This is a genomic window from Streptomyces sp. NPDC058650, from assembly GCF_042717315.1.
Lineage (GTDB): Bacteria > Actinomycetota > Actinomycetes > Streptomycetales > Streptomycetaceae > Streptomyces.
On sequence record NZ_JBHXRL010000006.1, the window covers coordinates 14,542 to 34,661 of the forward strand.

Below are 20,120 nucleotides of genomic sequence, written 5' to 3' on the forward strand. Positions count from 1 at the left end.
TTCAGGCCCGGTCCCCACTCCGAAAGTCGGGCCGTGCTCGCGCCGTGGTCGGGTCGTGTGAAGAGCCGGCCGAGGCGAGCCCGCGACCACCCGGGTGTCCGCTGGGCGGGACGGGGGGTCAGGTGTCACGCGGTGCCCGATACGGTGGAACCACCATGAGCGCATCGCAGACCTCAGACGTTCCCACCCTTCTCGTCAAGATCTTCGGCAAGGACCGTCCCGGGATCACCGCCGGACTCTTCGACACCCTCGCCGCCTACTCCGTCGACGTCGTGGACATCGAGCAGGTCGTCTCCCGCGGCCGTCTCGTCCTGTGCGCGCTCGTCACCGAGCCGACCGTCGCCTCGCAGGGCGAGCTGCGGGCCACCGTCCACAGCTGGGCCGAGTCCCTGAAGCTCCAGGCCGAGATCATCTCCGGTACGGGTGACAACCGGCCCCGGGGCGAGGGGCGCTCGCACGTCACCGTGCTCGGCAACCCGCTCACCGCGGAGCGGACGGCGGCCATAGCGGCCAGGATCGCGGAGACGGGCGGCAACATCGACCGCATCTTCCGCCTCGCGAAGTATCCGGTGACGGCCGTGGAGTTCGCCGTCTCGGGCTGCGAGACCGAGCCGCTGCGGACCGCGCTCGCGACCGAGGCCCACACCATCGGGGTGGACGTGGCCGTGGTCTCCGCCGGGCTGCACCGGCGGGCCCAGCGGCTCGTCGTCATGGACGTCGACTCGACCCTGATCCAGGACGAGGTCATCGAGCTCTTCGCGGCGCACGCGGGGTGCGAGGACAAGGTCGCCGAGGTGACGGCGGCGGCGATGCGCGGTGAGCTGGACTTCGAGCAGTCCCTGCACGCCCGGGTGGAGCTGCTCGCCGGTCTCGACGCCTCGGTGGTCGACAAGGTCCGCGCCGAGGTACGGCTGACGCCGGGGGCCCGGACCCTGATCCGTACGCTCAAGCGGCTCGGCTACCAGGTGGGTGTCGTCTCCGGCGGGTTCACCCAGGTCACCGACGATCTGAAGGAGCGGCTCGGGCTCGACTTCGCCTCGGCCAACACCCTGGAGATCGTGGACGGCAAGCTCACCGGGCGGGTGACCGGCGAGATCGTGGACCGTGCGGGCAAGGCGCGGCTGCTGCGCCGGTTCGCCACGGAGGCGGGTGTGCCGCTGGCGCAGACCGTGGCCATCGGCGACGGGGCCAACGACCTGGACATGCTGAACGCGGCCGGGCTCGGGGTGGCGTTCAACGCCAAGCCGGTGGTGCGCCGGGCGGCGGACACGGCGGTGAACGTGCCGTTCCTGGACACCGTGCTCTATCTGCTGGGGATCACGCGCGAAGAGGTCGAGGCCGCCGACGGCGGCGAGGACCTGCTGCACTGAGCCATCGGTGCGCCCGTGCGGAGAGGGCCCGGTCGTCGTCGGACGGCCGGGCCCTTCCGCGTACGGACAGGGTGCCGGTCGTCAGTCGTGCGGCGTCCAGAAGTCCACGAGGCGTCCGGCGCCGTGCTCCAACGACTTCCAGGAGCCCTGGAAGCTGAGGACGGCGTAGGCGGAGGTCGGGAAGCCGCTGCGGTTCATGCGGGCCAGGAGGTCTCCGTCCGACTCGCCCGCGAGGGCGTCGGCCAGCGCGTGCATGCCGGGGTTGTGGCCGATGACGAGGAGGTCGTCGACTTCCTCCGAGGTCTCGTTGAGCAGGGCGATGAGCTCGCCGAGCGAGGCCTCGTACAGCCGGTCCTCGTAGACGGTCTTCGGGCGCTCCGGCAGTGCGTGCACGGCCAGCTTCCAGGTCTCCCGGGTTCTGACGGCGGTCGAACAGAGAGCCAGGTCGAAGCCGATGCCGGTCCCGGCGAGCCTGCGGCCCGCGACGGGGGCGTCCGCGCGGCCTCGCTCGGCGAGGGGCCTCTCGTGGTCGGACTCGTCGCTCCAGTCTGCCTTCGCATGCCGGAGCAGCACGATCCTGCGGGGTGTATCGACGCTCATGGTCAACAGCTTCGCACGGAACGGCTTTCGGCGACTCAGAGAGCGAGCGTTTGCTGGAGCCGTTCCAGGACCCGGCCGACCCCGGTGTCACCAGCGGTCGTCTGGGCCCCACCCGGCCCCGCTATGAGCATCAGCAGGACGCCGAAGGCGGCCACGGGAAGGGCGAGAGCCCACCAGGGCAGCCGGGTGTCGACGCCGGTCGGCAGGGGCCGGGTGCTGGTGTCCGTACGGGCCGACATGGCCGCCTCCGAGGGGTGGGAGAAGCGTTTCCCGTCGTCTCCGACGGATGTCTCCAACGTACGGACCCGCGGCCCGGCGGCCCATCAGGTGATCCACCCAGTTCACCCTGACACTCGCCCCCTAGGGGATGCGGGGGTTGTCCCCACCCCCGGGGGTCACGGTGAGGCGAGGGTGGCGATCACGGCGATGATCGCCCCGATGCCGAGCATCGCGCCGAGCACGATGAGCAGCTTCTTCTGGCCGTTCTGGGGATTGGGTTCGAGGACTGGCATGGGGCCAGTCTCGCATCTCAGCATTCGTCCTCGACCGTCCGGTCCCGCCCGGCGAGGGTTCCGACGATCATCTGCGGGACCATCAGGCCGCCCATGAGCGCGATGGGCAGTCCCCAGCCGCCGCTGTGCTGGTAGAGGACGCCGACGAGGAGGGGGCCGGGGATGGAGATGAGGTAGCCGACGCTCTGCGCGAAGGCGGAGAGGCGGACGACGCCTGCGCCGGTCCGCGAGCGCATCCCGATCATGGTGAGGGCGAGCGGGAAGGCGCAGTTGGAGACGCCCAGGAGCACCGCCCAGACCCAGGCTCCGGCGGCCGGGGCGAAGAAGAGGCCGGTGTAGCCGCCGAGCCCGCACAGGCCGAGCGCGACGACGATCGGCCCCTGGTTCTTCATCCGGGTCGCGAGGCGGGGGATGACGAAGGCGAGCGGGACGCCCATGACCATGGTGACGGCGAGGAGCACGCCCGCGGTGGAGGCGGGGACGCCGGCGTCGCGGAAGATCTGCGGCATCCAGCCCATGGTGATGTAGGCGCCGGTGGCCTGGAGGCCGAAGAAGCAGCCGAGGGCCCAGGCGGTGCGGCTGCGGGTGACGCGCGGGGCGGCCGTGGTGTCCGCCGGGGCGGTGGTCGCGGTCGCGTTCCCCGCACGGCGCGTGGGGCGGTCGCGGTCGCGGTCCCGCACGAGCGGGATCCAGGGCAGGACGGCGAGCGCGGCGACGGCGGCCCAGACGCCGAGGCCGACGCGCCAGTCGCCGCCGAGGGCCTCGGTCATCGGGACGGTCGCCGCCGCGGCGACGGAGGTGCCGAGGGCGAGCGCCATGGAGTACAGGCCGGTCATGGTGCCGACGCGGTCGGGGAAGTAGCGCTTGACGATCACGGGCATCAGGACGTTGCTGAGGGCGATGCCCATGAGGGCGAGGGCGCTGGCGGCGAGGAAGCCGGCCGTGCCGGAGGCGAAGGGGCGGACGGCGAGGCCCACGAAGATCGCCGCCATGCCCGCGCAGACGACGGCGGCGGGGCCGAAGCGGCGGGCCAGGCGCGGGGCGGTGATGCCGAAGACCGCGAAGCAGAGCGGGGGGACGGAGGTGAGGACGCCGGCGACGGTGCCGCTCATGTGGAGGCCTGCGCTGACCTCTTCGAGGAGCGCTCCGAGGCTGGTGATGGCCGGGCGCAGGTTCAGCGCGGCGATGACGAGGCCGACGGTGACGAGCCCGAGGGTCCAGCGGGACGCGGAGCCGCTCGGGGCCGCGGGCGCGGGCGCCGGTGCGGAAGAATTCCGCACGGTGGCGGTCGCCGTCGCCGTCGCGGTGGCGGTGGCGGTCGGTGCGGCGGGGTCGAGGGTCTTCGGCTCGTCAGGCATGAGGCCATCATAGAATCATGGGATGATTGGTTGTCCAATCTCGAACGGTTCGATCTCGAACGTCTCGTAGGAATGGGAAGGTGCTCCATGGCCCTCGGTCACCCGCGGCGCGCAGGACTCTCCGATCAGGTGATCGCCGAGCTGCGGAACCAGATCACCTCCGGCGAGTGGCCGGTGGGTTCACGCATCCCGACCGAGCCCGAGCTGGTCGAGCAGCTGGGCGTGGCCCGCAACACCGTGCGCGAGGCCGTCCGGGCGCTCGCGCACAACGGGCTGCTCGACATCCGCCAGGGCTCGGGGACGTACGTCGTCGCCACCAGCGAGCTGGCGGGCGTCATGCACCGGCGCTTCGCCGGCTCCGACCCGCGGCACGTCGCGGAGCTGCGCTCGACCCTGGAGTCCGCCGCCGCCCGCTTCGCGGCGGAGCGGCGCACGGAGCGGGACCTGAAGCAGCTCGACGCGCTGCTCGCACGGCGCGAGGAGGCGTGGGAGTCGGGTGACGCGGAGCGGTTCGTGACGGTCGACGCGGCCTTCCACCACGCGGTCGTCGCCGCCTCGGGCAACGACGTCCTCACGGAGCTCTACGCGGACCTGGGCGATCTCCTGCGGGACTGGCTGCGCGACGACGTGGGGCGGGAGCTGCGGCCGGAGAACCACATGGACCACGCGCGCCTGGTGGACGCGATCCGCGAGGGCGACGCCGAGCGGGCCGGGACGGAGGCGGCCGGCTACCCGTTCATGTGCCTCAAGAGCCCCGTACCGGAGAACGCTCAGGGCGCTCCGGCTCCGGTTCCGCCGGCTCGTGCGTGATCCAGGCGGACCGGACCTCCTTCCAGCAGCGGCCGGTGACCTGGGCGTAGTCCGCGGGGCCGACGTCGACGGGGGCGCTGTCGGTGTCGACGTCCCACCAGCGCTCGCACTCGACGTGGAGCCGGACGCGGTCGATGCCGGGGTACGGGTTCTGGCAGTAGGCGGTGACGCGGGAGCCCTGGACGACGGTGCGGCAGGACGCCCCGAATGTCTCCGGCTCCTCGGCCGCCGGGGCGGCGGCGGGGAGCTCCTCGGCGGGGGCGGGAGCGGCGCGCACCTCGGCGGCCACGGCTATCCCGGTGAGCAGAACGGCGACCGAGGCGAACGCGCCGAACCCGTTGCGTATCGCGAGCATGCCCGTACCTCCTCCCCGTCAGCAGCAGACCATCACGCTCTGCACCAGTCTGGGGTGATTCGCGCGACTTTTCGAGTCGGGGAACGAAGAGGGCCCGCGCGTCCGCCCCACCAGGGGAAACGCGCGGGCCCTCGGCCGTACGGCGAGCGCTTACGCGCCGATCGCGTGCAGACCGCCGTCGACGTGGACGATCTCGCCCGTCGTCTTCGGGAACCAGTCGGAGAGCAGCGCCACGATGGCGCGGCCCGCCGGCTCCGGGTCGGAGAGGTCCCACTCCAGCGGGGCGCGGCTGTCCCACACGGAGGCCAGCTCGCCGAAGCCCGGGATGGACTTGGCGGCCATCGAACCGAGCGGGCCGGCCGAGACCAGGTTGCAGCGGATGTTCTGCTTGCCCAGGTCACGGGCCATGTAGCGGCTGGTGGCCTCCAGGGCGGCCTTGGTCGGGCCCATCCAGTCGTACTGCGGCCAGGCGAACTTCGCGTCGAAGGTGAGGCCGACGACCGAGCCGCCCTCGCTCATCAGCGGCAGCAGCGCCATCGTCAGCGACTTCAGGGAGAAGGCGGAGACGTGCATGGCGGTGGCCACGGACTCGAACGGCGTGTTCAGGAAGTTGCCGCCGAGGGCGTCCTGGGGGGCGAAGCCGATCGAGTGGACGATGCCGTCGAGGCGGTCGCCCAGGTGCTCACGGACCTGGCCCTCCAGGCGGGCGAGGTGCTCGTCGTTCGAGACGTCGAGCTCCAGGACCTTGACCTTGTCGGGGTGGGGCAGCTTCTTGGCGATGCGCTCGGTCAGCGTCGGCCGGGGCCATGCGGTGAGGATGATCTCCGCACCCTGCTCCTGGGCCAGCTTCGCGGCGTGGAAGGCGATGGAGGACTCCATCAGCACACCCGTGATCAGGATGCGCTTGCCCTCGAGAATTCCGCTCATGTGATCAGTGACCCATGCCCAATCCGCCGTCAACCGGGATGACGGCTCCAGTGATGTACGAGGCGTCGTCGGAGGCGAGGAACTTCACCGCGGCGGCGATCTCCTCCGGCTGCGCGTAACGGCCCAGCGGCACCTGGGACACGATGCCCGCGCGCTGCTCGTCGGTGAGGACCGCGGTCATGTCGGTGTCGACGAAACCAGGGGCGACGACGTTGAACGTGATGTTGCGCGAGCCGAGCTCACGCGCGAGGGAGCGGGCGAACCCGACCAGGCCGGCCTTGGAGGCGGCGTAGTTGGCCTGGCCCGCGGAGCCCAGCAGACCGACGACCGACGAGATCAGGACGACGCGGCCCTTCTTGGCCCGCAGCATGCCGCGGTTGGCGCGCTTGACGACCCGGAAGGTGCCCGTCAGGTTGGTGTCGACGACGGACGTGAAGTCCTCCTCCGACATGCGCATGAGGAGCTGGTCCTTCGTCACGCCGGCGTTGGCCACGAGGACCTCGACCGGACCGTGCTTCTCCTCGATCTCCTTGTACGCCTGCTCCACCTGCTCGGTGTCGGTGATGTCGCACCTGACGGGCAGGCAGCCCAGTTCGATCAGGGCGGCCGGCGGCTCGCCGGAGCGGTACGTGATCGCGACCTTGTCGCCGGCCTCGGCGAACGCGCGGGCGATGGCGAGGCCGATGCCCCGGTTTCCTCCGGTGACGAGAACCGAGCGGCTCAACGGATCACCCTTTCGATAGCGGTCTGGTAGCCGAAAACCTATCGGTATCGCTCCCGACATGAGGAATCGACCTCCGACAGTGGCGTAGGGGCGTCACTGTCGGATCCCTACAGCTCGGGGCCGGTACGAGCCCGGACGGGAGAGCCCGGTGCGCGGCCCACGAGGGCCCTCGAATGGGCCTACCCGTCCGCCCTTCCCATGATTGACTTCCGGGACAGCTCAACCGCCTTCGTCCGATCACTGAGAGCGAGGCCGCTCGTGGTCCATCAGATCGACCCTTCGTTCGTCGCGCTGCCGCTCCGGGCGCTCGCCGACGCGGCGCTCGCCCGGGCGCGCGCGCTCGGCGCCGAGCACGCGGACTTCCGCCTGGAGCGGGTACGCAGCGCCTCGTGGCGGCTACGGGACGCCAAACCCTCCGGCTCCTCGGACACCACCGACCTCGGCTACGCGGTGCGGGTGGTGCACGGAGGGGCCTGGGGGTTCGCCTCCGGGGTCGACCTGACCATGGACGGGGCGGCGCGGGTCGCCTCGCAGGCCGTGGCCATGGCCAAGCTGTCGGCGAAGGTGATCGCCGCGGCCGGCTCCGAGGAGCGCGTGGAGCTGGCGGAGGAGCCGGTGCACGCCGAGCGCACCTGGGTCTCCTCGTACGAGATCGACCCCTTCTCCATCCCCGGCGAGGAGAAGAGCGCGCTGCTCGCCGACTGGAGCACGCGGCTGCTGCGGGCGGAGGGCGTGGCGCACGTGGACGCCTCGCTGCTCACCGTCCACGAGAACAAGTTCTACGCGGACACCGCGGGCACCGTCACGACCCAGCAGCGCGTCCGGCTGCATCCGCAGCTCACGGCGGTCGCCGTGGACGGGACGACCGGCGAGTTCGACTCGATGCGGACGATCGCGCCGCCGGTCGGGCGGGGCTGGGAGTACCTGACGGGCACCGGCTGGGACTGGGACAAGGAGCTGGACGAGATCCCGGGGCTCCTGGCCGAGAAGATGCGGGCGCCGAGCGTCGAGGCCGGGCGGTACGACCTGGTCGTGGACCCGTCGAACCTCTGGCTGACGATCCACGAGTCGATCGGGCACGCCACCGAGCTGGACCGGGCCCTCGGCTACGAGGCGGCCTATGCCGGCACCTCCTTCGCCACCTTCGACCAGCTCGGCAAGCTGGCGTACGGCTCGTCGATCATGAACGTGACGGGTGACAGGACCGCCGAGCACGGGCTCGCGACCATCGGGTACGACGACGAGGGCGTCGAGGGGCAGAGCTGGGACCTGGTGAAGGACGGCACGCTCGTCGGCTACCAGCTGGACCGGCGGATCGCGAAGCTCACGGGCCTCGGCCGCTCGAACGGCTGCGCGTTCGCGGACTCCCCCGCGCATGTGCCGGTGCAGCGGATGGCGAACGTCTCGCTCCAGCCGGACCCGGGCGGTCTGTCGACCGAGGACCTGATCGGGGGTGTGGAGCGCGGGATCTACGTGGTCGGCGACCGTTCGTGGTCGATCGACATGCAGCGCTACAACTTCCAGTTCACCGGGCAGCGTTTCTTCCGCATCGAGAACGGCCGGCTCGCCGGGCAGCTGCGGGACGTGGCGTACCAGGCGACGACGACCGACTTCTGGGGCTCGATGGAGCAGGTCGGCGGCCCGCAGACGTACGTCCTCGGCGGCGCGTTCAACTGCGGAAAGGCCCAGCCGGGCCAGGTCGCCGCGGTCTCCCACGGCTGCCCCTCCGCCCTCTTCCGGGGTGTCAACATCCTCAACACGACGCAGGAGGCCGGACGATGAGCGCGAGCCACGGAATCTGCCGGGGGTCCGGGGGTCGCACCCCGGGCAAGCACAGTCTCAACACGACGCAGGAGGCCGGTCGATGAGCCGCGTCAGCAAGCCGTACGAGATCGTCGAGCGGGCCCTTGAGCTGTCCCGTGCCGACGGGTGTGTCGTCATCGCCGACGAGGAGTCCTCCGCGAATCTGCGGTGGGCCGGGAACGCGCTGACCACCAACGGTGTCACGCGCGGACGCACCCTCACCGTCATCGCCACCGTCGACGGCGCCCAGGGCGCCGCCTCCGGTGTCGTCTCCCGGTCGGCCGTCACCGCCGACGACCTGGAGCCGCTGGTCCGGGCCGCGGAGGCCGCCGCGCGCGCCGCCGGGCCCGCCGAGGACGCCCAGCCGCTGGTCGAGGGCGTGCCCTCGTCCCCCGACTTCACGGACGCCCCGGCCGAGACCTCCTCCGCCGTCTTCGCCGACTTCGCCCCGGCGCTCGGCGAGGCCTTCGCCCGGGCCCGGGCCGGTGGCCGTGAGCTCTACGGCTTCGCCAACCACGAGCTGACCTCCACCTACCTGGGTACGTCGACGGGGCTGCGGCTCCGCCACGACCAGCCCAACGGGACCCTGGAGCTGAACGCCAAGTCCCCCGACCGTTCGCGCTCCGCCTGGGCCGGGCGCTCGACGCGGGACTTCAAGGACGTCGACCCGGCCGCGCTCGACGCGGAGCTGGCGACCCGCCTCGGCTGGGCGGAGCGGCGCATCGAGCTGCCCGCCGGGCGGTACGAGACGCTGCTGCCGCCGACGGCCGTGGCCGACCTGATGATCTACCAGCTGTGGTCGTCCACGGCCCGGGACGCGGTGGAGGGCCGTACGGTCTTCTCCAAGCCCGGCGGCGGCACCCGGCTCGGCGAGGCCCTCTCCCCGCTGCCGCTGACCCTGCGCAGCGACCCGAACGAGCCGGGCCTGGAGTCCGCGCCGTTCGTGATCGCGCACTCCTCCGGCGACGACTCCTCCGTCTTCGACAACGGTCTGCCGGTCGGGCCGATCGACTGGGTGAAGGCCGGGAGCCTGGCCCACCTGATCACCACCCGGCACACCGCGGGGCTTACTCGGTTGCCCGTGGCGCCCGTGGCGGGGAACCTGATCCTGGACGGCGGCGGCGAGCGCTCCCTGGAGGAGATGGTGGCCTCCACCGAGCGCGGTCTGCTGCTGACCTGCCTCTGGTACATCCGCGAGGTCGACCCGGCGACGCTGCTGCTGACCGGGCTGACCCGGGACGGCGTCTACCTCGTCGAGAACGGCGAGGTCGTCGGCGAGGTGAACAACTTCCGGTTCAACGAGTCGCCGGTGGACCTGCTGTCGCGGGCCTCGGAGGCGGGCCGGACGGAGAAGACGCTGCCGCGCGAGTGGAGCGACTGGTTCACCCGGGCCGCGATGCCCGCCCTGCGGGTGCCGGACTTCAACATGAGCTCGGTCAGCCAGGGGGTCTGACCCACCTAGACTGAGTCGTCGTACCACCAACAACCTGAGGAGACTGACGGTCGTGACGGACATCGTCGACGAGCTGAAGTGGCGTGGGCTCTTCGCCCAGTCCACTGATGAGGACGCACTGCGCAAGGCTCTCGCGGACGGTCCCGTCACGTTCTATTGCGGTTTCGACCCGACCGCGGCCAGTCTCCACGTCGGTCACCTGGTGCAGGTGCTCACCGTCCGCCGGCTCCAGCGGGCCGGGCACCGGCCGCTGGCGCTGGTCGGCGGGGCCACCGGCCAGATCGGTGACCCGCGGCCGACGGCCGAGCGCACCCTGAACGACCCCGAGACGGTCGCGAACTGGGTGAACCGGCTGCGCTCGCAGATCGAGCCCTTCCTCTCCTTCGAGGGGGAGAACGCGGCGGTCATGGTGAACAACCTGGACTGGACCGCCGGTCTCTCGGCGATCGAGTTCCTGCGGGACATCGGCAAGCACTTCCGGGTCAACAAGATGCTGACCAAGGACTCCGTCGCCCGGCGGCTGGAGTCCGAGCAGGGCATCAGCTACACGGAGTTCAGCTACCAGCTGCTCCAGGCCATGGACTTCCTGGAGCTGTACCGCCGCTACGGCTGCGTGCTCCAGCAGGGCGGCTCGGACCAGTGGGGCAACCTGGTGGCCGGTCTCGACCTGATCCACCGCCTGGAGCCGGGTGCGGACGTGCACGCGCTCGCGACGCCGCTGATGGTCAAGGCGGACGGCACCAAGTTCGGCAAGACCGAGGGCGGGGCCGTCTGGCTGGACCCGGAGATGACCACGCCGTACGCGTTCTACCAGTTCTGGCTGAACGTCGACGACCGGGACATCTCGACGTACATGCGGATCCTCTCCTTCATGTCCCGTGAGGAGCTGGAGGAGCTGGAGCAGCAGACCGCCGAGCGGCCGCAGGCGCGGGCCGCCCAGCGGGCGCTCGCCGAGGAGCTCACCACGCTCGTGCACGGCGCCGAGCAGTGCGCGGCCGTCATCAACGCCTCGAAGGCGCTGTTCGGGCAGGGCGACCTGGCCGAGCTGGACGGGGCGACGCTCGCCGCCGCGCTGTCCGAGCTGCCGCACGCGCGCGTCACCGAGCTCGGCCAGGTCGTGGACCTGTTCACCGAGGTCGGGCTCGCGCCGAGCAAGTCGGGCGCGCGCCGCACGGTGAAGGAGGGCGGGGCGTACGTGAACAACGTGAAGGTCACCGCCGAGGACGCCGAGGTGTCGGCGGAGGACCTGCTGCACGGCCGCTGGCTGGTGCTGCGGCGCGGCAAGAAGAACCTGGCGGCGATCGAGTTCGCCGGCGCGGAGGGCTGACCGGGTCTGTCCGGTGGACCACCGCCGGACAGACCCACAGGGCGCGCCCGCCCCGCACGCCGGGAGGCCCCGGTACGGCACGTCGTGTGCCGTACCGGGGCCTCCCGGATTTCACGGGTGCGTCACGCCCGTTGTCTGTTGCCCCTGATCGAGGCCCAGACCATGTCGCCCACGCCGACCACGACGACAGCGCCGATCAGCTGGAGCAGGTGGCGGGTCCAGTCGATGCCCTTGGTGTCCTCGACACCGATCCAGGTCGCGACCGCGTTGCCGAGCACGCTGCCGAGAATGCCGAACACGGTCGTCAGCCAGAGCGGGATCTGCTGCTTCCCCGGCAGGATCGCCTTCGCGATCAGACCGAGGACGAATCCCACGATGATCGCCCACAACCAACTCATCGTCGCCTCCTTTGCGCACGTGGGCCCAGTCTCGGCCCGTCCGCCGAACGACGCATGTCGGGCGGCGCCATCCGTGCCCCGGTCTCGTCGGCGCGGAAGGCCGGGCGTACGGTGGAGCGAGGTCCGGACCGGGGAAAGTCCGGCACGACCGGTGGGTGGTGGACGACGATGCCGAAGCGTGGCGGAAGCGAGGTCTTCCGGATCACGGGGGCCCGGCAAGGGCTCGCCGACGACGTCCGGGGGCGGCAGCGGCGGTACATCATCTCGATGACCGTCCGAACGCTCTCCGTGATCGCCGCGGCGGTGCTGTGGAACGTCGAACGGCACGTGGCGATCGTGGGGCTCGTCCTGGGGATCCTGCTCCCCTATATCGCCGTGGTCATCGCCAACGCGGGCCGGGAGTCGGCTCCGTCCCTTCCCTCCACCTTCGTACCGGCTCCGACACGCCCCGAGCTCGGCGCTGCGGAGGCGGCGGAGGGCACCGGAGCGGAGACTCCGTACGGCCGGAACTGATCACGGGCAGTGGCCAAAAACCTCAAGAAAAGCTCAGATCAATCATGAAGTTCCAGTGCACCGCACCGCATGTGCCGTGACATACTGCCTACGCGCTCCGCATCCCCCGTCGGAGCGACGGACCGATGCCGGGCAGCTCCCCCCGTGGCTGCCCGGCATCGCCTTTGCTGGACAATGATCAGGTGAGCGAAGAGAAGCCGATCTGTTCTGCCAAGGGCTGCCGCGCCGACGCCGTCTGGGTCCTCGCGTGGAACAACCCCAAGCTGCACACGCCCGAGCGGCGGAAGACCTGGCTCGCGTGCGACGAGCACCGCGAGCACCTCTCCCAGTTCCTGGGTGTACGGGGCTTCCTCAAGGACGTCGTCCCGCTGAGCGAGTGGGAGCCCGCCGAGAGCTGACGCCGACCGGGAGCCGATGCCCGCCGATGTCCGCCGAGGGCCGACGCCTCGCGGGCTCAGCCGCCGATCGCCGACATCGGGCGCTCGGGCTGGAGGAAGCTCGGGTCGTCGAGCCCCGAGCCGGCCTTCTTGCCCCACATGGCCTGCTTCCAGATCCGCGCGACCTCGTCGTCCGGGGCGTCCGAGCGGAGCGTGGCCCGCAGGTCCGTCTCCTCGGTCGCGAAGAGGCAGGTGCGCACCTGTCCGTCGGCGGTGAGCCGGGTGCGGTCGCAGGCCCGGCAGAACGGGCGGGTGACGGAGGCGATGACACCGACCGTGTGCGATCCGCCGTCGACGACCCAGCGCTCGGCGGGGGCGGAGCCACGCTCGTCGGCGCCCTCGGCGGTCAGGGTGAAGCGGGTGCGCAGGGACTCCAGGATGTCGCCTGCGGTGATCATGCCGTCGCGCTTCCAGCCGTGCTGGGCGTCGAGCGGCATCTGCTCGATGAAGCGGAGCTCGTACCCCTCCTCCATCGCCCAGGCGAGCAGGTCGGGTGCCTCGTCGTCGTTGAGCCCGGGCATCAGGACCGCGTTGACCTTCACCGGGGTGAGGCCGGCGTCCCGCGCGGCGGCCATGCCGTCGAGGACGTCGTGGTGGCGGTCGCGCCGGGTGAGGGTCTTGAAGACCTCGGGGCGCAGGGTGTCCAGGGAGACGTTGACCCGGTCCAGACCGGCGGCCTTGAGGGCGGTCGCGGTGCGCTTGAGCCCGATGCCGTTGGTGGTGAGGGACATGCGGGGGCGGGGTTCGAGCGCGGCGCAGCGCTCGACGATCCCGACGAGGCCGGGGCGGAGCAGCGGCTCGCCGCCGGTGAAGCGGACCTCGGTGACGCCGAGGTCGGTGACGGCGATGCGGATCAGCCGGACGATCTCGTCGTCGGTGAGGAGATCCGGCTTCGCGAGCCACTGGAGGCCCTCTTCCGGCATGCAGTACGTGCAGCGCAGGTTGCACCGGTCGGTGAGCGAGACGCGCAGGTCGGTGGCGACCCTGCCGTAGGTGTCGATGAGCACTGTGGGCCCCCTCCCCGTCTTGCGGATGCGTGTGGTTCGAGACTACGTGAGACCGCTGACAACGAGCAGGGCAGATTGTCACGGGACCTGCGCGGCCGCGTCGTAGAACCCTACGACGCGGCCGGTGGATTACTGCGGAACGTATACGGCCCGCTGCGCTCCGGTCAGTGCTTGATCGCGGCGGCCACCCCGACGCCGGTGAGCGACTTGACCTCCAGCTCCGCGTACTTGCCGGCGTCCGGCTCCTCCTTGGAGAGGAGCGAGCCGAGCCAGCCGAGGAGGAAGCCGAGGGGGATCGAGACGAGGCCGGGGTTCTCCAGCGGGAACCAGTGGAAGTCCACGCCCTTGAACATCGAGGCCGGTCCGCCGGAGACGACGGGCGAGAAGAGGACGAGGACCACGGAGGAGATCAGCCCGCCGTAGATCGACCAGAGCGCGCCCTGGGTGGTGAAGCGCTTCCAGAAGAGCGAGTAGAGGATCGTCGGCAGGTTGGCCGAGGCGGCGACGGCGAAGGCGAGGGCGACCAGACCGGCGACGTTGAGGTCGCGGGCGAGGGCGCCGAGCGCGATCGACACGATGCCGATGAGGACGGTCGACCAGCGGGCTGCCCGCATCTCCTCCTTCTCGGTGGCCTTGCCGCGCTTGATCACGTTCGCGTAGATGTCGTGCGCGAACGACGAGGACGAGGCGAGGGTCAGACCGGCGACCACGGCGAGGATGGTGGCGAAGGCGACGGCGGAGATGACGGCGAGCAGGATCGCGCCGCCGGTGGAGCCGGCACCGCCGCCGACCTCCAGAGCGGTGAGCGGGGCCGCCGTGTTGCCCGCCTTGTTGGACGCCTTGATGGTGTCGCCGCTGAGCAGGGCGGCGGCGCCGAAGCCGAGGACGATCGTCATCAGGTAGAAGGCGCCGATGATGCCGATGGCCCAGTTCACCGACTTACGGGCGGCCTTGGCGGTCGGCACGGTGTAGAAGCGGATCAGGATGTGCGGCAGGCCGGCGGTGCCGAGGACGAGGGCGATGCCGAGCGAGAGGAAGTCGAGCTTCGACAGGGCGCTGGTGCCGTACTTGAGGCCGGGCTCCAGGAACGCGTCGCCCTTGCCGCTGTTGGTGGCGGCGGCGCCGAGCAGCTGCGAGAGGTTGAAGTCGAACTTCAGCAGGATGAGGAAGGTGATGAGGAGCGTGCCCGCGATGAGCAGGACGGCCTTCACCATCTGCACCCAGGTGGTGCCCTTCATGCCGCCGATCGTCACGTACACGATCATCAGGAGGCCGACGAGGGCGACGATCGCGATCTTGCCGCCGTCGCTGGTGATGCCGAGCAGCAGCGAGACGAGGACGCCGGCGCCCGCCATCTGGGCGAGCAGGTAGAAGATCGAGACGACGATGGTCGAGGTGCCGGCGGCGGTCCTGACGGGCCGCTGGCGCATCCGGTAGGCGAGGACGTCGCCCATCGTGAAGCGGCCGGAGTTGCGCAGCGGTTCGGCGACCAGGAGGAGGGCGACGAGCCAGGCGACCAGGAAGCCGATCGAGTAGAGGAAGCCGTCGTAGCCGTAGAGGGCGATGGCGCCGCTGATGCCGAGGAACGACGCGGCGGACATGTAGTCGCCGGAGATCGCGAGGCCGTTCTGGAAGCCGGTGAACTGGCCGCCGCCGGCGTAGAAGTCGGCGGCGCTGCGGGTCTGGCGGCCGGCCCAGACGGTGATGACCAGGGTGGCGATGACGAAGGCCCCGAAGAGCGCGATGATCAGCGGCCGGTGCTCGCTGGTGGCGTTGCCCGCCGCGAGCAGGACGGTGGTTCTCATGCGTCGCCCTCCATACGGTTCCGGATGGCCTCGGCGCGGGGGTCGAGGCGGGTCGCGGCGTGCCGCGAGTAGAGCCAGGCGATGAGGAAGGTGGTCAGGAACTGACCGAGGCCCAGGACCAGCGCCATGTTGATGTTGCCGAAGAGCTTGGTGCCCATGAAGTCGCCCGCGTAGTTGGAGAGCAGCACGTAGAGCAGGTACCAGGCGATGAAGGCGAGGGTGAGGGGGAAGGCGAAGGAGCGGTAGGTACGGCGCAGTTCGCCGAACTCCGCGCCTTCCTGCACCTCGACGAACTGCTCCGTCGTGGGCGGCACGGGACCGCGGTCGGTCTCCGCTCCGTTTCTGGGCGGCGGCGGTGCTTCGGTAGCCACGGAATCTCCTCGTGACGCGGGGACGGACGGCATGGTCAAGGGGGCCTCACCAGGGGGCGGGAACGGGGGCGCCGGGCGGAGCCCCTCCCCTGTCCAACGGCACGGAGCCGGAAGCGAAGTGGTTCACGCGGGGAATTTATTCGCACAGATCTTCATGAAGTCTTCTCAACTCATTGAAGGACCGGGAAGATCAGCGATAGCTTCACTCGTCATGCACCTGTCCGCGCGCAAACCCGCGCGTGGGCAGTACATACGGATGATGTGGAGAACCCATGGCTCATCTGGGATCGAGGCGCGGCCGAGCTCTTGCTCTGCCGGTTGGTCTCGCGCTCACGGCCTCGCTCGGCTTCCTTCCCTCCGGCGCTGCCTCCGCCGCGGAACTGAGTGACGCCCCGGCCGCAGCCGTAGCGGCGACGAACGGGCCGAAGCTCTCGTACGTCGTCAACGTCGCGGGGGGCCGCTGGACCGCTGCCTCGGTGAAGAAGGCGATCGCCGCCGCGGGCGGCGAGGTGGTCATCTCGTACGACCAGATAGGCGTGATAGTCGTCCACTCGCAGAACCCCGAGTTCGCGAAGACGATTCGTCAGGCGCGTGGCGTGGTGTCGGCCGGTTCGACCCGGACCGCCCCTCTCTCCGTCCAGACCGACACCTCCGTCGACGAGGGCGCGCAGACGCTGACCGCGGCCGAGGCCAAGGCCGCCGCGGCCAACGCCACCGACGCTCAGGACCCGCTGGAGCCCCTGCAGTGGGACCTGCCCGCCATCAAGGCGGACAAGGCCCACCAGAAGACGCTGGGCAGCAAGCGCGTGACCGTCGCCGTCATCGACACGGGCGTCGACGACACGCACCCGGACCTGGCGCCGAACTTCGACGTCAAGGCCTCCGCCAACTGTGTGACCGGCAAGCCGGACACCACCGCCGGCTCGTGGCGCCCGAACCCGGGCGAGAGCGACCACGGCACGCACGTCGCCGGCACGATCGCCGCCGCCAAGAACGGCGTCGGCATCACCGGTGTCGCCCCGGGCGTCAAGGTCTCCGGCATCAAGGTGTCGACCCCGGACGGCTTCTTCTACACCGAGGCCGTGGTCTGCGGCTTCATGTGGGCGGCCGAGCAGGGTGTCGAGATCACGAACAACAGCTACTACACCGACCCGTGGATGTTCGCCTGCAAGAACGACGAGGACCAGAAGGCCCTCATCGAGGCGGTCACCCGTGCGACCCGCTACGCGGAGCGCAAGGGCACGGTCAACGTGGCGGCGGCCGGCAACTCGAAGTTCGACCTCGCGGCCGACTCGATCGTCGACAACAGCAGCCCGAACGACACCACGCCGGGCGATCGGGTCATCGACCCGAAGGAGTGCCTGGACTACCCGGCCATGCTGCCGGGCGTCGTCACGGTCTCCGCGACCGGAGCCAAGGACCTCAAGGCGTCCTACTCCAACTACGGTCTCGGCGTGATCGACATCGCCGCCCCCGGCGGTGACCGCACCGAGTACCAGACGCCGGACGCCCCGGCGGTCAACGGCCGCATCCTGTCGACCACGGTCAACGGCGGCTACAACTACAAGGCCGGCACGTCGATGGCCTCGCCGCACGCGGCGGGGGTCCTCGCGCTGATCAAGTCGACGCACCCCTACGCGTCCCCGGCGGCCCTCAAGGCGCTGCTGTACGCGCAGGCCGACGACCGCGCCTGCACCAACCCGTACGACATCGAGGGCGACGGCAAGATCGACGCCGTCTGCGAGGGTGGCAAGAACAAGAACGGCTTCTACGGAGCCGGTCTGATCGACGCGCTGGACGCCGTCCGCCGGTAGTCACCGCGTGTGCTTGACGGAGGGCCCTGGTGTGGTGTGCCACACCGGGGCCCTTTCGCGTGGCACTGAGTGCCATAGTGCGGCCATGGACATGGACAACACGGTGCGCACGGGTACGGAGTTGTTGTGGTCGGCCCTCGGCGGCGATCCCGCCCTGGTGGACCGCGTGGAGTACGGCGGGACGTCCGGGCTGCTGCCCGCGCGGCTGCCCGTGATGGATCTGGCCCGGGCCGCGGTCGCGGTCGCCGGGCTCGCGGCCGTCGAGCGGGCGGGGCTGCCCGGGTCCGTGCGGGTGGACGACGGGGCCGTCGCCACCGCCTTCGTGAGCGAGCGCCATCTGCGGATCGACGGGCGGGCGCCGGTGAGCTTCGCGCCGCTGTCGCGGTTCTGGCGGACGTCGGACGGCTGGGTCCGTACGCACGCCAACTACCCGCACCACCGTGCGGCGTTGCTCGCCGCGCTCGGCACCCCCGACTCCGTCGAGGCGGTCGCGGCGGCGATCGGCGAGCGGAGGTCCGTCGAGGTCGAGAGCGCGGTGTACGCGGCCGGGGGCCTGGCCGTCGCCCTGCGCACGCCCGGGGAGTGGGCGGAGCACGCGCAGGGCCGGGAGGTGGCGGCACGGCCGCCGCTGACCCGGGAGCGGCTCGACGACGCCCCGCCGCGGCGCCGCTCGGGTCCCCTGCGGGTGCTCGATCTGACCCGGGTGATCGCCGGTCCCGTCGCGACCCGGACGCTGGCGCTGCTCGGCGCGGACGTGCTGCGGATCGATCCGCCGGGCAACCCCGAACTGCCGGACCAGCACGCGGACACGGACGTCGGGAAGCGGTCCGCCGCCCTCGACCTGGACAGCCCGTCGGACCGCCGTACCTTCGACGAGCTGCTGGAAGCGGCCGACGTCCTGGTCACCGGCTACCGGCCGGGCGCGCTCGACCGCTTCGGCCTCGACCGGCCCGGCCTCGTGACCGCGCGGCTGTCGGCCTGGGGCGACTACGGCCCCTGGGGCGGGCGGCGCGGCTTCGACAGTCTGGTGCAGGTGGCGTCCGGGATCGCCGTGACCGAGGGCTCGGCGGAGGAGCCGGGGGCGCTCCCGGCGCAGGCCCTGGACCACGGCACGGGCTATCTGCTCGCGGCGGCGGTGCTGCGCTCGCTGACCGAGCAGGACCGGGACGGCGGCACCCGGCTCGTACGCCTGGCGCTCGCGCAGACGGGGCACTGGCTGACGCACGGGCTGCCGAGGTACGAGCCCGGGCGGTACGTCACCGAGGCGGACGGCCCGCTGGGCCGACTGCGGTACGCGCTGTCGCCGGTCTCGTACGAGGGCGGCCCGACGGGCTGGTCGCGCCCGCCGGGCGTGGCGGGGGCGGACGCTCCTGAGTGGCTGGGGGCCTGAGCGGCGGGACGGGCGCCCGGCAACGGGGTGTGCCCGCCCCTCCCCCAGAGGGGGACCCCCAACCCTGCGGGACGCATGCCCACGCGCTCCCAAGCCGGGGCTACGGCTTGACGAGGACCTTCAGGGCGGTGCGCTCGTCCATGGCCTTGTAGCCGCCGGGGACGCCGTCGAGGCCGACGGTCAGGTCGAAGACCGGGGACGGGTCGATGGTGCCGTCGAGGACGTCCGGGAGCAGTTCCGGGATGTACGCGCGGACGGGCGCGACGCCGCCGCGCAGCGCGATGTTCCGGTCGAACATGACGGAGAGGTCGAGGCCGGTGCCGCTGCCGTGCGGGACGCCGACGTAGCCGATGGAGCCGCCGTCGCGGGCGATGGCGACGGCGGTGCGCATGGACTGCTCGGTGCCGACGGCCTCGATGACGGCGTGGGCGCCCTGGCCGCCGGTGAGTTCGCGGACGGCGGCCTCGGCGGCCTCGCCACGCTCGGCGACGACGTCGGTGGCGCCGAAGGCGCGGGCGATGTCGGTACGGGCGGTGTGGCGGCCGAGGGCGATGATCCGCTCGGCGCCGAGGCGCTTGGCGGCGAGGACCCCGCAGAGGCCGACGGCGCCGTCGCCGACGACCGCGACGGTGGAGCCCCGCGTCACGCCCGCGCCGAGGGCGGCGTGGTGGCCGGTGCCCATGACGTCGGAGAGGGCGAGCAGCGCGGTCAGCAAGTGGTCGTCGGAGGCGGCGTCGGCGGGGAGCTTGACGAGGGTGCCGTCGGCGAAGGGGACGCGGACGGCCTCGCCCTGGCCGCCGTCGGAGCCGACCGAGCCCCAGAAGCCGCCGCGCGGGCAGGAGGTCTGGAGCCCCTCGGCGCAGTACTCGCAGGTGCCGTCGGACCAGACGAACGGGGCGACGACGAGGTCGCCGGCGGCGAAGCCGGTGACGTCGGAGCCCGCCGCCTCGACGATGCCGAGGAACTCGTGGCCGATGCGCTGGCCGGGCTGCCGGGCCGACTCGCCTCGGTAGGCCCACAGGTCGCTGCCGCAGATGCAGGCGCGCAGCACGCGTAGGACGACGTCGGTGGAGTCCTTGATCACCGGGTCGGGCACGTCCTCCACGCGCATGTCGAACGGGGCGTGGATGGTGGTGGCGCGCATGG

21 protein-coding genes are annotated in these 20,120 nt (G+C 71.4%); 9 read left to right on the top strand and 12 right to left on the bottom strand.

Annotated elements, in window-relative coordinates:
* Nucleotides 1-155: 155 nt before the first annotated feature.
* Nucleotides 156-1,370, top strand: a complete 1,215-nt coding sequence (serB, locus tag ACFWWU_RS12295; RefSeq protein WP_384142952.1) for a phosphoserine phosphatase SerB — start codon at nucleotides 156-158, stop codon at nucleotides 1,368-1,370.
* 81 nt (nucleotides 1,371-1,451) lie between these two features.
* On the opposite strand, the gene ACFWWU_RS12300 is transcribed toward serB, so the two are convergent.
* The 4 genes from ACFWWU_RS12300 to ACFWWU_RS12315 form a co-directional block, all read right to left on the bottom strand.
* The gene (locus tag ACFWWU_RS12300; protein ID WP_384142955.1) at nucleotides 1,452-1,970 is read right to left on the bottom strand and encodes a SixA phosphatase family protein; all 519 of its coding nucleotides are present in this window, start codon (nucleotides 1,968-1,970) and stop codon (nucleotides 1,452-1,454) included.
* A 35-nt stretch (nucleotides 1,971-2,005) separates the two neighbouring features.
* Nucleotides 2,006-2,209 (bottom strand): hypothetical protein, encoded by a 204-nt coding sequence (locus tag ACFWWU_RS12305; RefSeq protein WP_384142958.1) that lies wholly within the window; start codon nucleotides 2,207-2,209, stop codon nucleotides 2,006-2,008.
* Nucleotides 2,210-2,365: 156 nt separating this feature from the next.
* A complete protein-coding gene (locus tag ACFWWU_RS12310; RefSeq protein ID WP_384142961.1) occupies nucleotides 2,366-2,482 on the bottom strand; it encodes an SGM_5486 family transporter-associated protein in 117 nt (38 codons plus the stop codon).
* A 17-nt stretch (nucleotides 2,483-2,499) separates the two neighbouring features.
* Nucleotides 2,500-3,840: a CynX/NimT family MFS transporter gene (locus ACFWWU_RS12315; RefSeq protein ID WP_384142964.1), complete on the bottom strand. Its 1,341-nt coding sequence runs from the start codon at nucleotides 3,838-3,840 to the stop codon at nucleotides 2,500-2,502.
* An 87-nt stretch (nucleotides 3,841-3,927) separates the two neighbouring features.
* Here ACFWWU_RS12315 and ACFWWU_RS12320 point away from each other — a divergent pair, with 87 nt between their 5' ends.
* Nucleotides 3,928-4,650, top strand: coding sequence for a FadR/GntR family transcriptional regulator (locus ACFWWU_RS12320; protein WP_384142967.1), 723 nt, complete (start codon nucleotides 3,928-3,930; stop codon nucleotides 4,648-4,650).
* Here the strand turns inward: ACFWWU_RS12320 and ACFWWU_RS12325 are convergent.
* The 3 genes from ACFWWU_RS12325 to fabG all read right to left on the bottom strand — a co-directional run bounded on the left by ACFWWU_RS12325 (nucleotide 4,586) and on the right by fabG (nucleotide 6,656).
* Nucleotides 4,586-5,005 carry a hypothetical protein gene (locus tag ACFWWU_RS12325; RefSeq protein WP_384142970.1) on the bottom strand — a complete coding sequence of 140 codons (420 nt, stop codon included), beginning with the start codon at nucleotides 5,003-5,005 and terminating at the stop codon, nucleotides 4,586-4,588. The genes ACFWWU_RS12320 and ACFWWU_RS12325 overlap by 65 nt on opposite strands.
* Nucleotides 5,006-5,155: 150 nt before the next feature.
* Nucleotides 5,156-5,932 (bottom strand): enoyl-ACP reductase FabI, encoded by a 777-nt coding sequence (fabI, locus tag ACFWWU_RS12330; RefSeq protein ID WP_384142973.1) that lies wholly within the window; start codon nucleotides 5,930-5,932, stop codon nucleotides 5,156-5,158.
* A gap of 4 nt (nucleotides 5,933-5,936) precedes the next feature.
* Nucleotides 5,937-6,656: a 3-oxoacyl-[acyl-carrier-protein] reductase gene (fabG, locus tag ACFWWU_RS12335; RefSeq protein WP_384142976.1), complete on the bottom strand. Its 720-nt coding sequence runs from the start codon at nucleotides 6,654-6,656 to the stop codon at nucleotides 5,937-5,939.
* Between the two features lie 258 nt (nucleotides 6,657-6,914).
* Here fabG and ACFWWU_RS12340 point away from each other — a divergent pair, with 258 nt between their 5' ends.
* The 3 genes from ACFWWU_RS12340 (at nucleotide 6,915) to tyrS (ending at nucleotide 11,239) form a co-directional block, all read left to right on the top strand.
* Nucleotides 6,915-8,438, top strand: a complete 1,524-nt coding sequence (locus tag ACFWWU_RS12340; RefSeq protein ID WP_384142979.1) for a TldD/PmbA family protein — start codon at nucleotides 6,915-6,917, stop codon at nucleotides 8,436-8,438.
* 82 nt (nucleotides 8,439-8,520) lie between these two features.
* Nucleotides 8,521-9,912: a metallopeptidase TldD-related protein gene (locus tag ACFWWU_RS12345; RefSeq protein WP_384142983.1), complete on the top strand. Its 1,392-nt coding sequence runs from the start codon at nucleotides 8,521-8,523 to the stop codon at nucleotides 9,910-9,912.
* Between the two features lie 52 nt (nucleotides 9,913-9,964).
* The gene (gene tyrS, locus ACFWWU_RS12350) at nucleotides 9,965-11,239 is read left to right on the top strand and encodes a tyrosine--tRNA ligase (RefSeq protein WP_384142986.1); all 1,275 of its coding nucleotides are present in this window, start codon (nucleotides 9,965-9,967) and stop codon (nucleotides 11,237-11,239) included.
* Nucleotides 11,240-11,361: 122 nt separating this feature from the next.
* On the opposite strand, the gene ACFWWU_RS12355 is transcribed toward tyrS, so the two are convergent.
* Complete coding sequence (locus tag ACFWWU_RS12355) at nucleotides 11,362-11,637, bottom strand: GlsB/YeaQ/YmgE family stress response membrane protein (protein WP_384142989.1); 276 nt, start codon at nucleotides 11,635-11,637, stop codon at nucleotides 11,362-11,364.
* Nucleotides 11,638-11,805: 168 nt separating this feature from the next.
* Between ACFWWU_RS12355 and ACFWWU_RS12360 the strand changes: the two genes are divergently transcribed.
* Both ACFWWU_RS12360 and ACFWWU_RS12365 read left to right on the top strand, forming a co-directional pair.
* Nucleotides 11,806-12,150, top strand: coding sequence for a DUF3099 domain-containing protein (locus ACFWWU_RS12360; protein WP_384142992.1), 345 nt, complete (start codon nucleotides 11,806-11,808; stop codon nucleotides 12,148-12,150).
* A 182-nt stretch (nucleotides 12,151-12,332) separates the two neighbouring features.
* Nucleotides 12,333-12,548: a hypothetical protein gene (locus ACFWWU_RS12365; protein WP_384142995.1), complete on the top strand. Its 216-nt coding sequence runs from the start codon at nucleotides 12,333-12,335 to the stop codon at nucleotides 12,546-12,548.
* Between the two features lie 56 nt (nucleotides 12,549-12,604).
* Here the strand turns inward: ACFWWU_RS12365 and moaA are convergent, their stop codons facing one another.
* The 3 genes from moaA to ACFWWU_RS12380 all read right to left on the bottom strand — a co-directional run bounded on the left by moaA (nucleotide 12,605) and on the right by ACFWWU_RS12380 (nucleotide 15,770).
* On the bottom strand, nucleotides 12,605-13,594 hold the full coding sequence (moaA, locus tag ACFWWU_RS12370; protein ID WP_384142998.1) for a GTP 3',8-cyclase MoaA: 990 nt from the start codon (nucleotides 13,592-13,594) through the stop codon (nucleotides 12,605-12,607).
* A 164-nt stretch (nucleotides 13,595-13,758) separates the two neighbouring features.
* Nucleotides 13,759-15,399 (bottom strand): cation acetate symporter, encoded by a 1,641-nt coding sequence (locus ACFWWU_RS12375; protein WP_384143002.1) that lies wholly within the window; start codon nucleotides 15,397-15,399, stop codon nucleotides 13,759-13,761.
* Nucleotides 15,396-15,770: a DUF485 domain-containing protein gene (locus tag ACFWWU_RS12380; RefSeq protein WP_384143005.1), complete on the bottom strand. Its 375-nt coding sequence runs from the start codon at nucleotides 15,768-15,770 to the stop codon at nucleotides 15,396-15,398. The genes ACFWWU_RS12375 and ACFWWU_RS12380 overlap by 4 nt, the downstream gene beginning before the upstream one ends.
* A 272-nt stretch (nucleotides 15,771-16,042) precedes the next feature.
* Here ACFWWU_RS12380 and ACFWWU_RS12385 point away from each other — a divergent pair, with 272 nt between their 5' ends.
* Both ACFWWU_RS12385 and ACFWWU_RS12390 read left to right on the top strand, forming a co-directional pair.
* Entirely contained in the window at nucleotides 16,043-17,584 is a 1,542-nt protein-coding gene (locus ACFWWU_RS12385) for a S8 family serine peptidase (RefSeq protein WP_384143007.1), read from the top strand.
* Nucleotides 17,585-17,675: 91 nt separating this feature from the next.
* The gene (locus ACFWWU_RS12390; protein ID WP_384143912.1) at nucleotides 17,676-18,974 is read left to right on the top strand and encodes a CoA transferase; all 1,299 of its coding nucleotides are present in this window, start codon (nucleotides 17,676-17,678) and stop codon (nucleotides 18,972-18,974) included.
* A 100-nt stretch (nucleotides 18,975-19,074) separates the two neighbouring features.
* On the opposite strand, the gene ACFWWU_RS12395 is transcribed toward ACFWWU_RS12390, so the two are convergent.
* Nucleotides 19,075-20,118, bottom strand: a complete 1,044-nt coding sequence (locus tag ACFWWU_RS12395) for a zinc-dependent alcohol dehydrogenase family protein (protein ID WP_384143009.1) — start codon at nucleotides 20,116-20,118, stop codon at nucleotides 19,075-19,077.
* Between the last annotated feature and the right edge of the window lie 2 nt (nucleotides 20,119-20,120).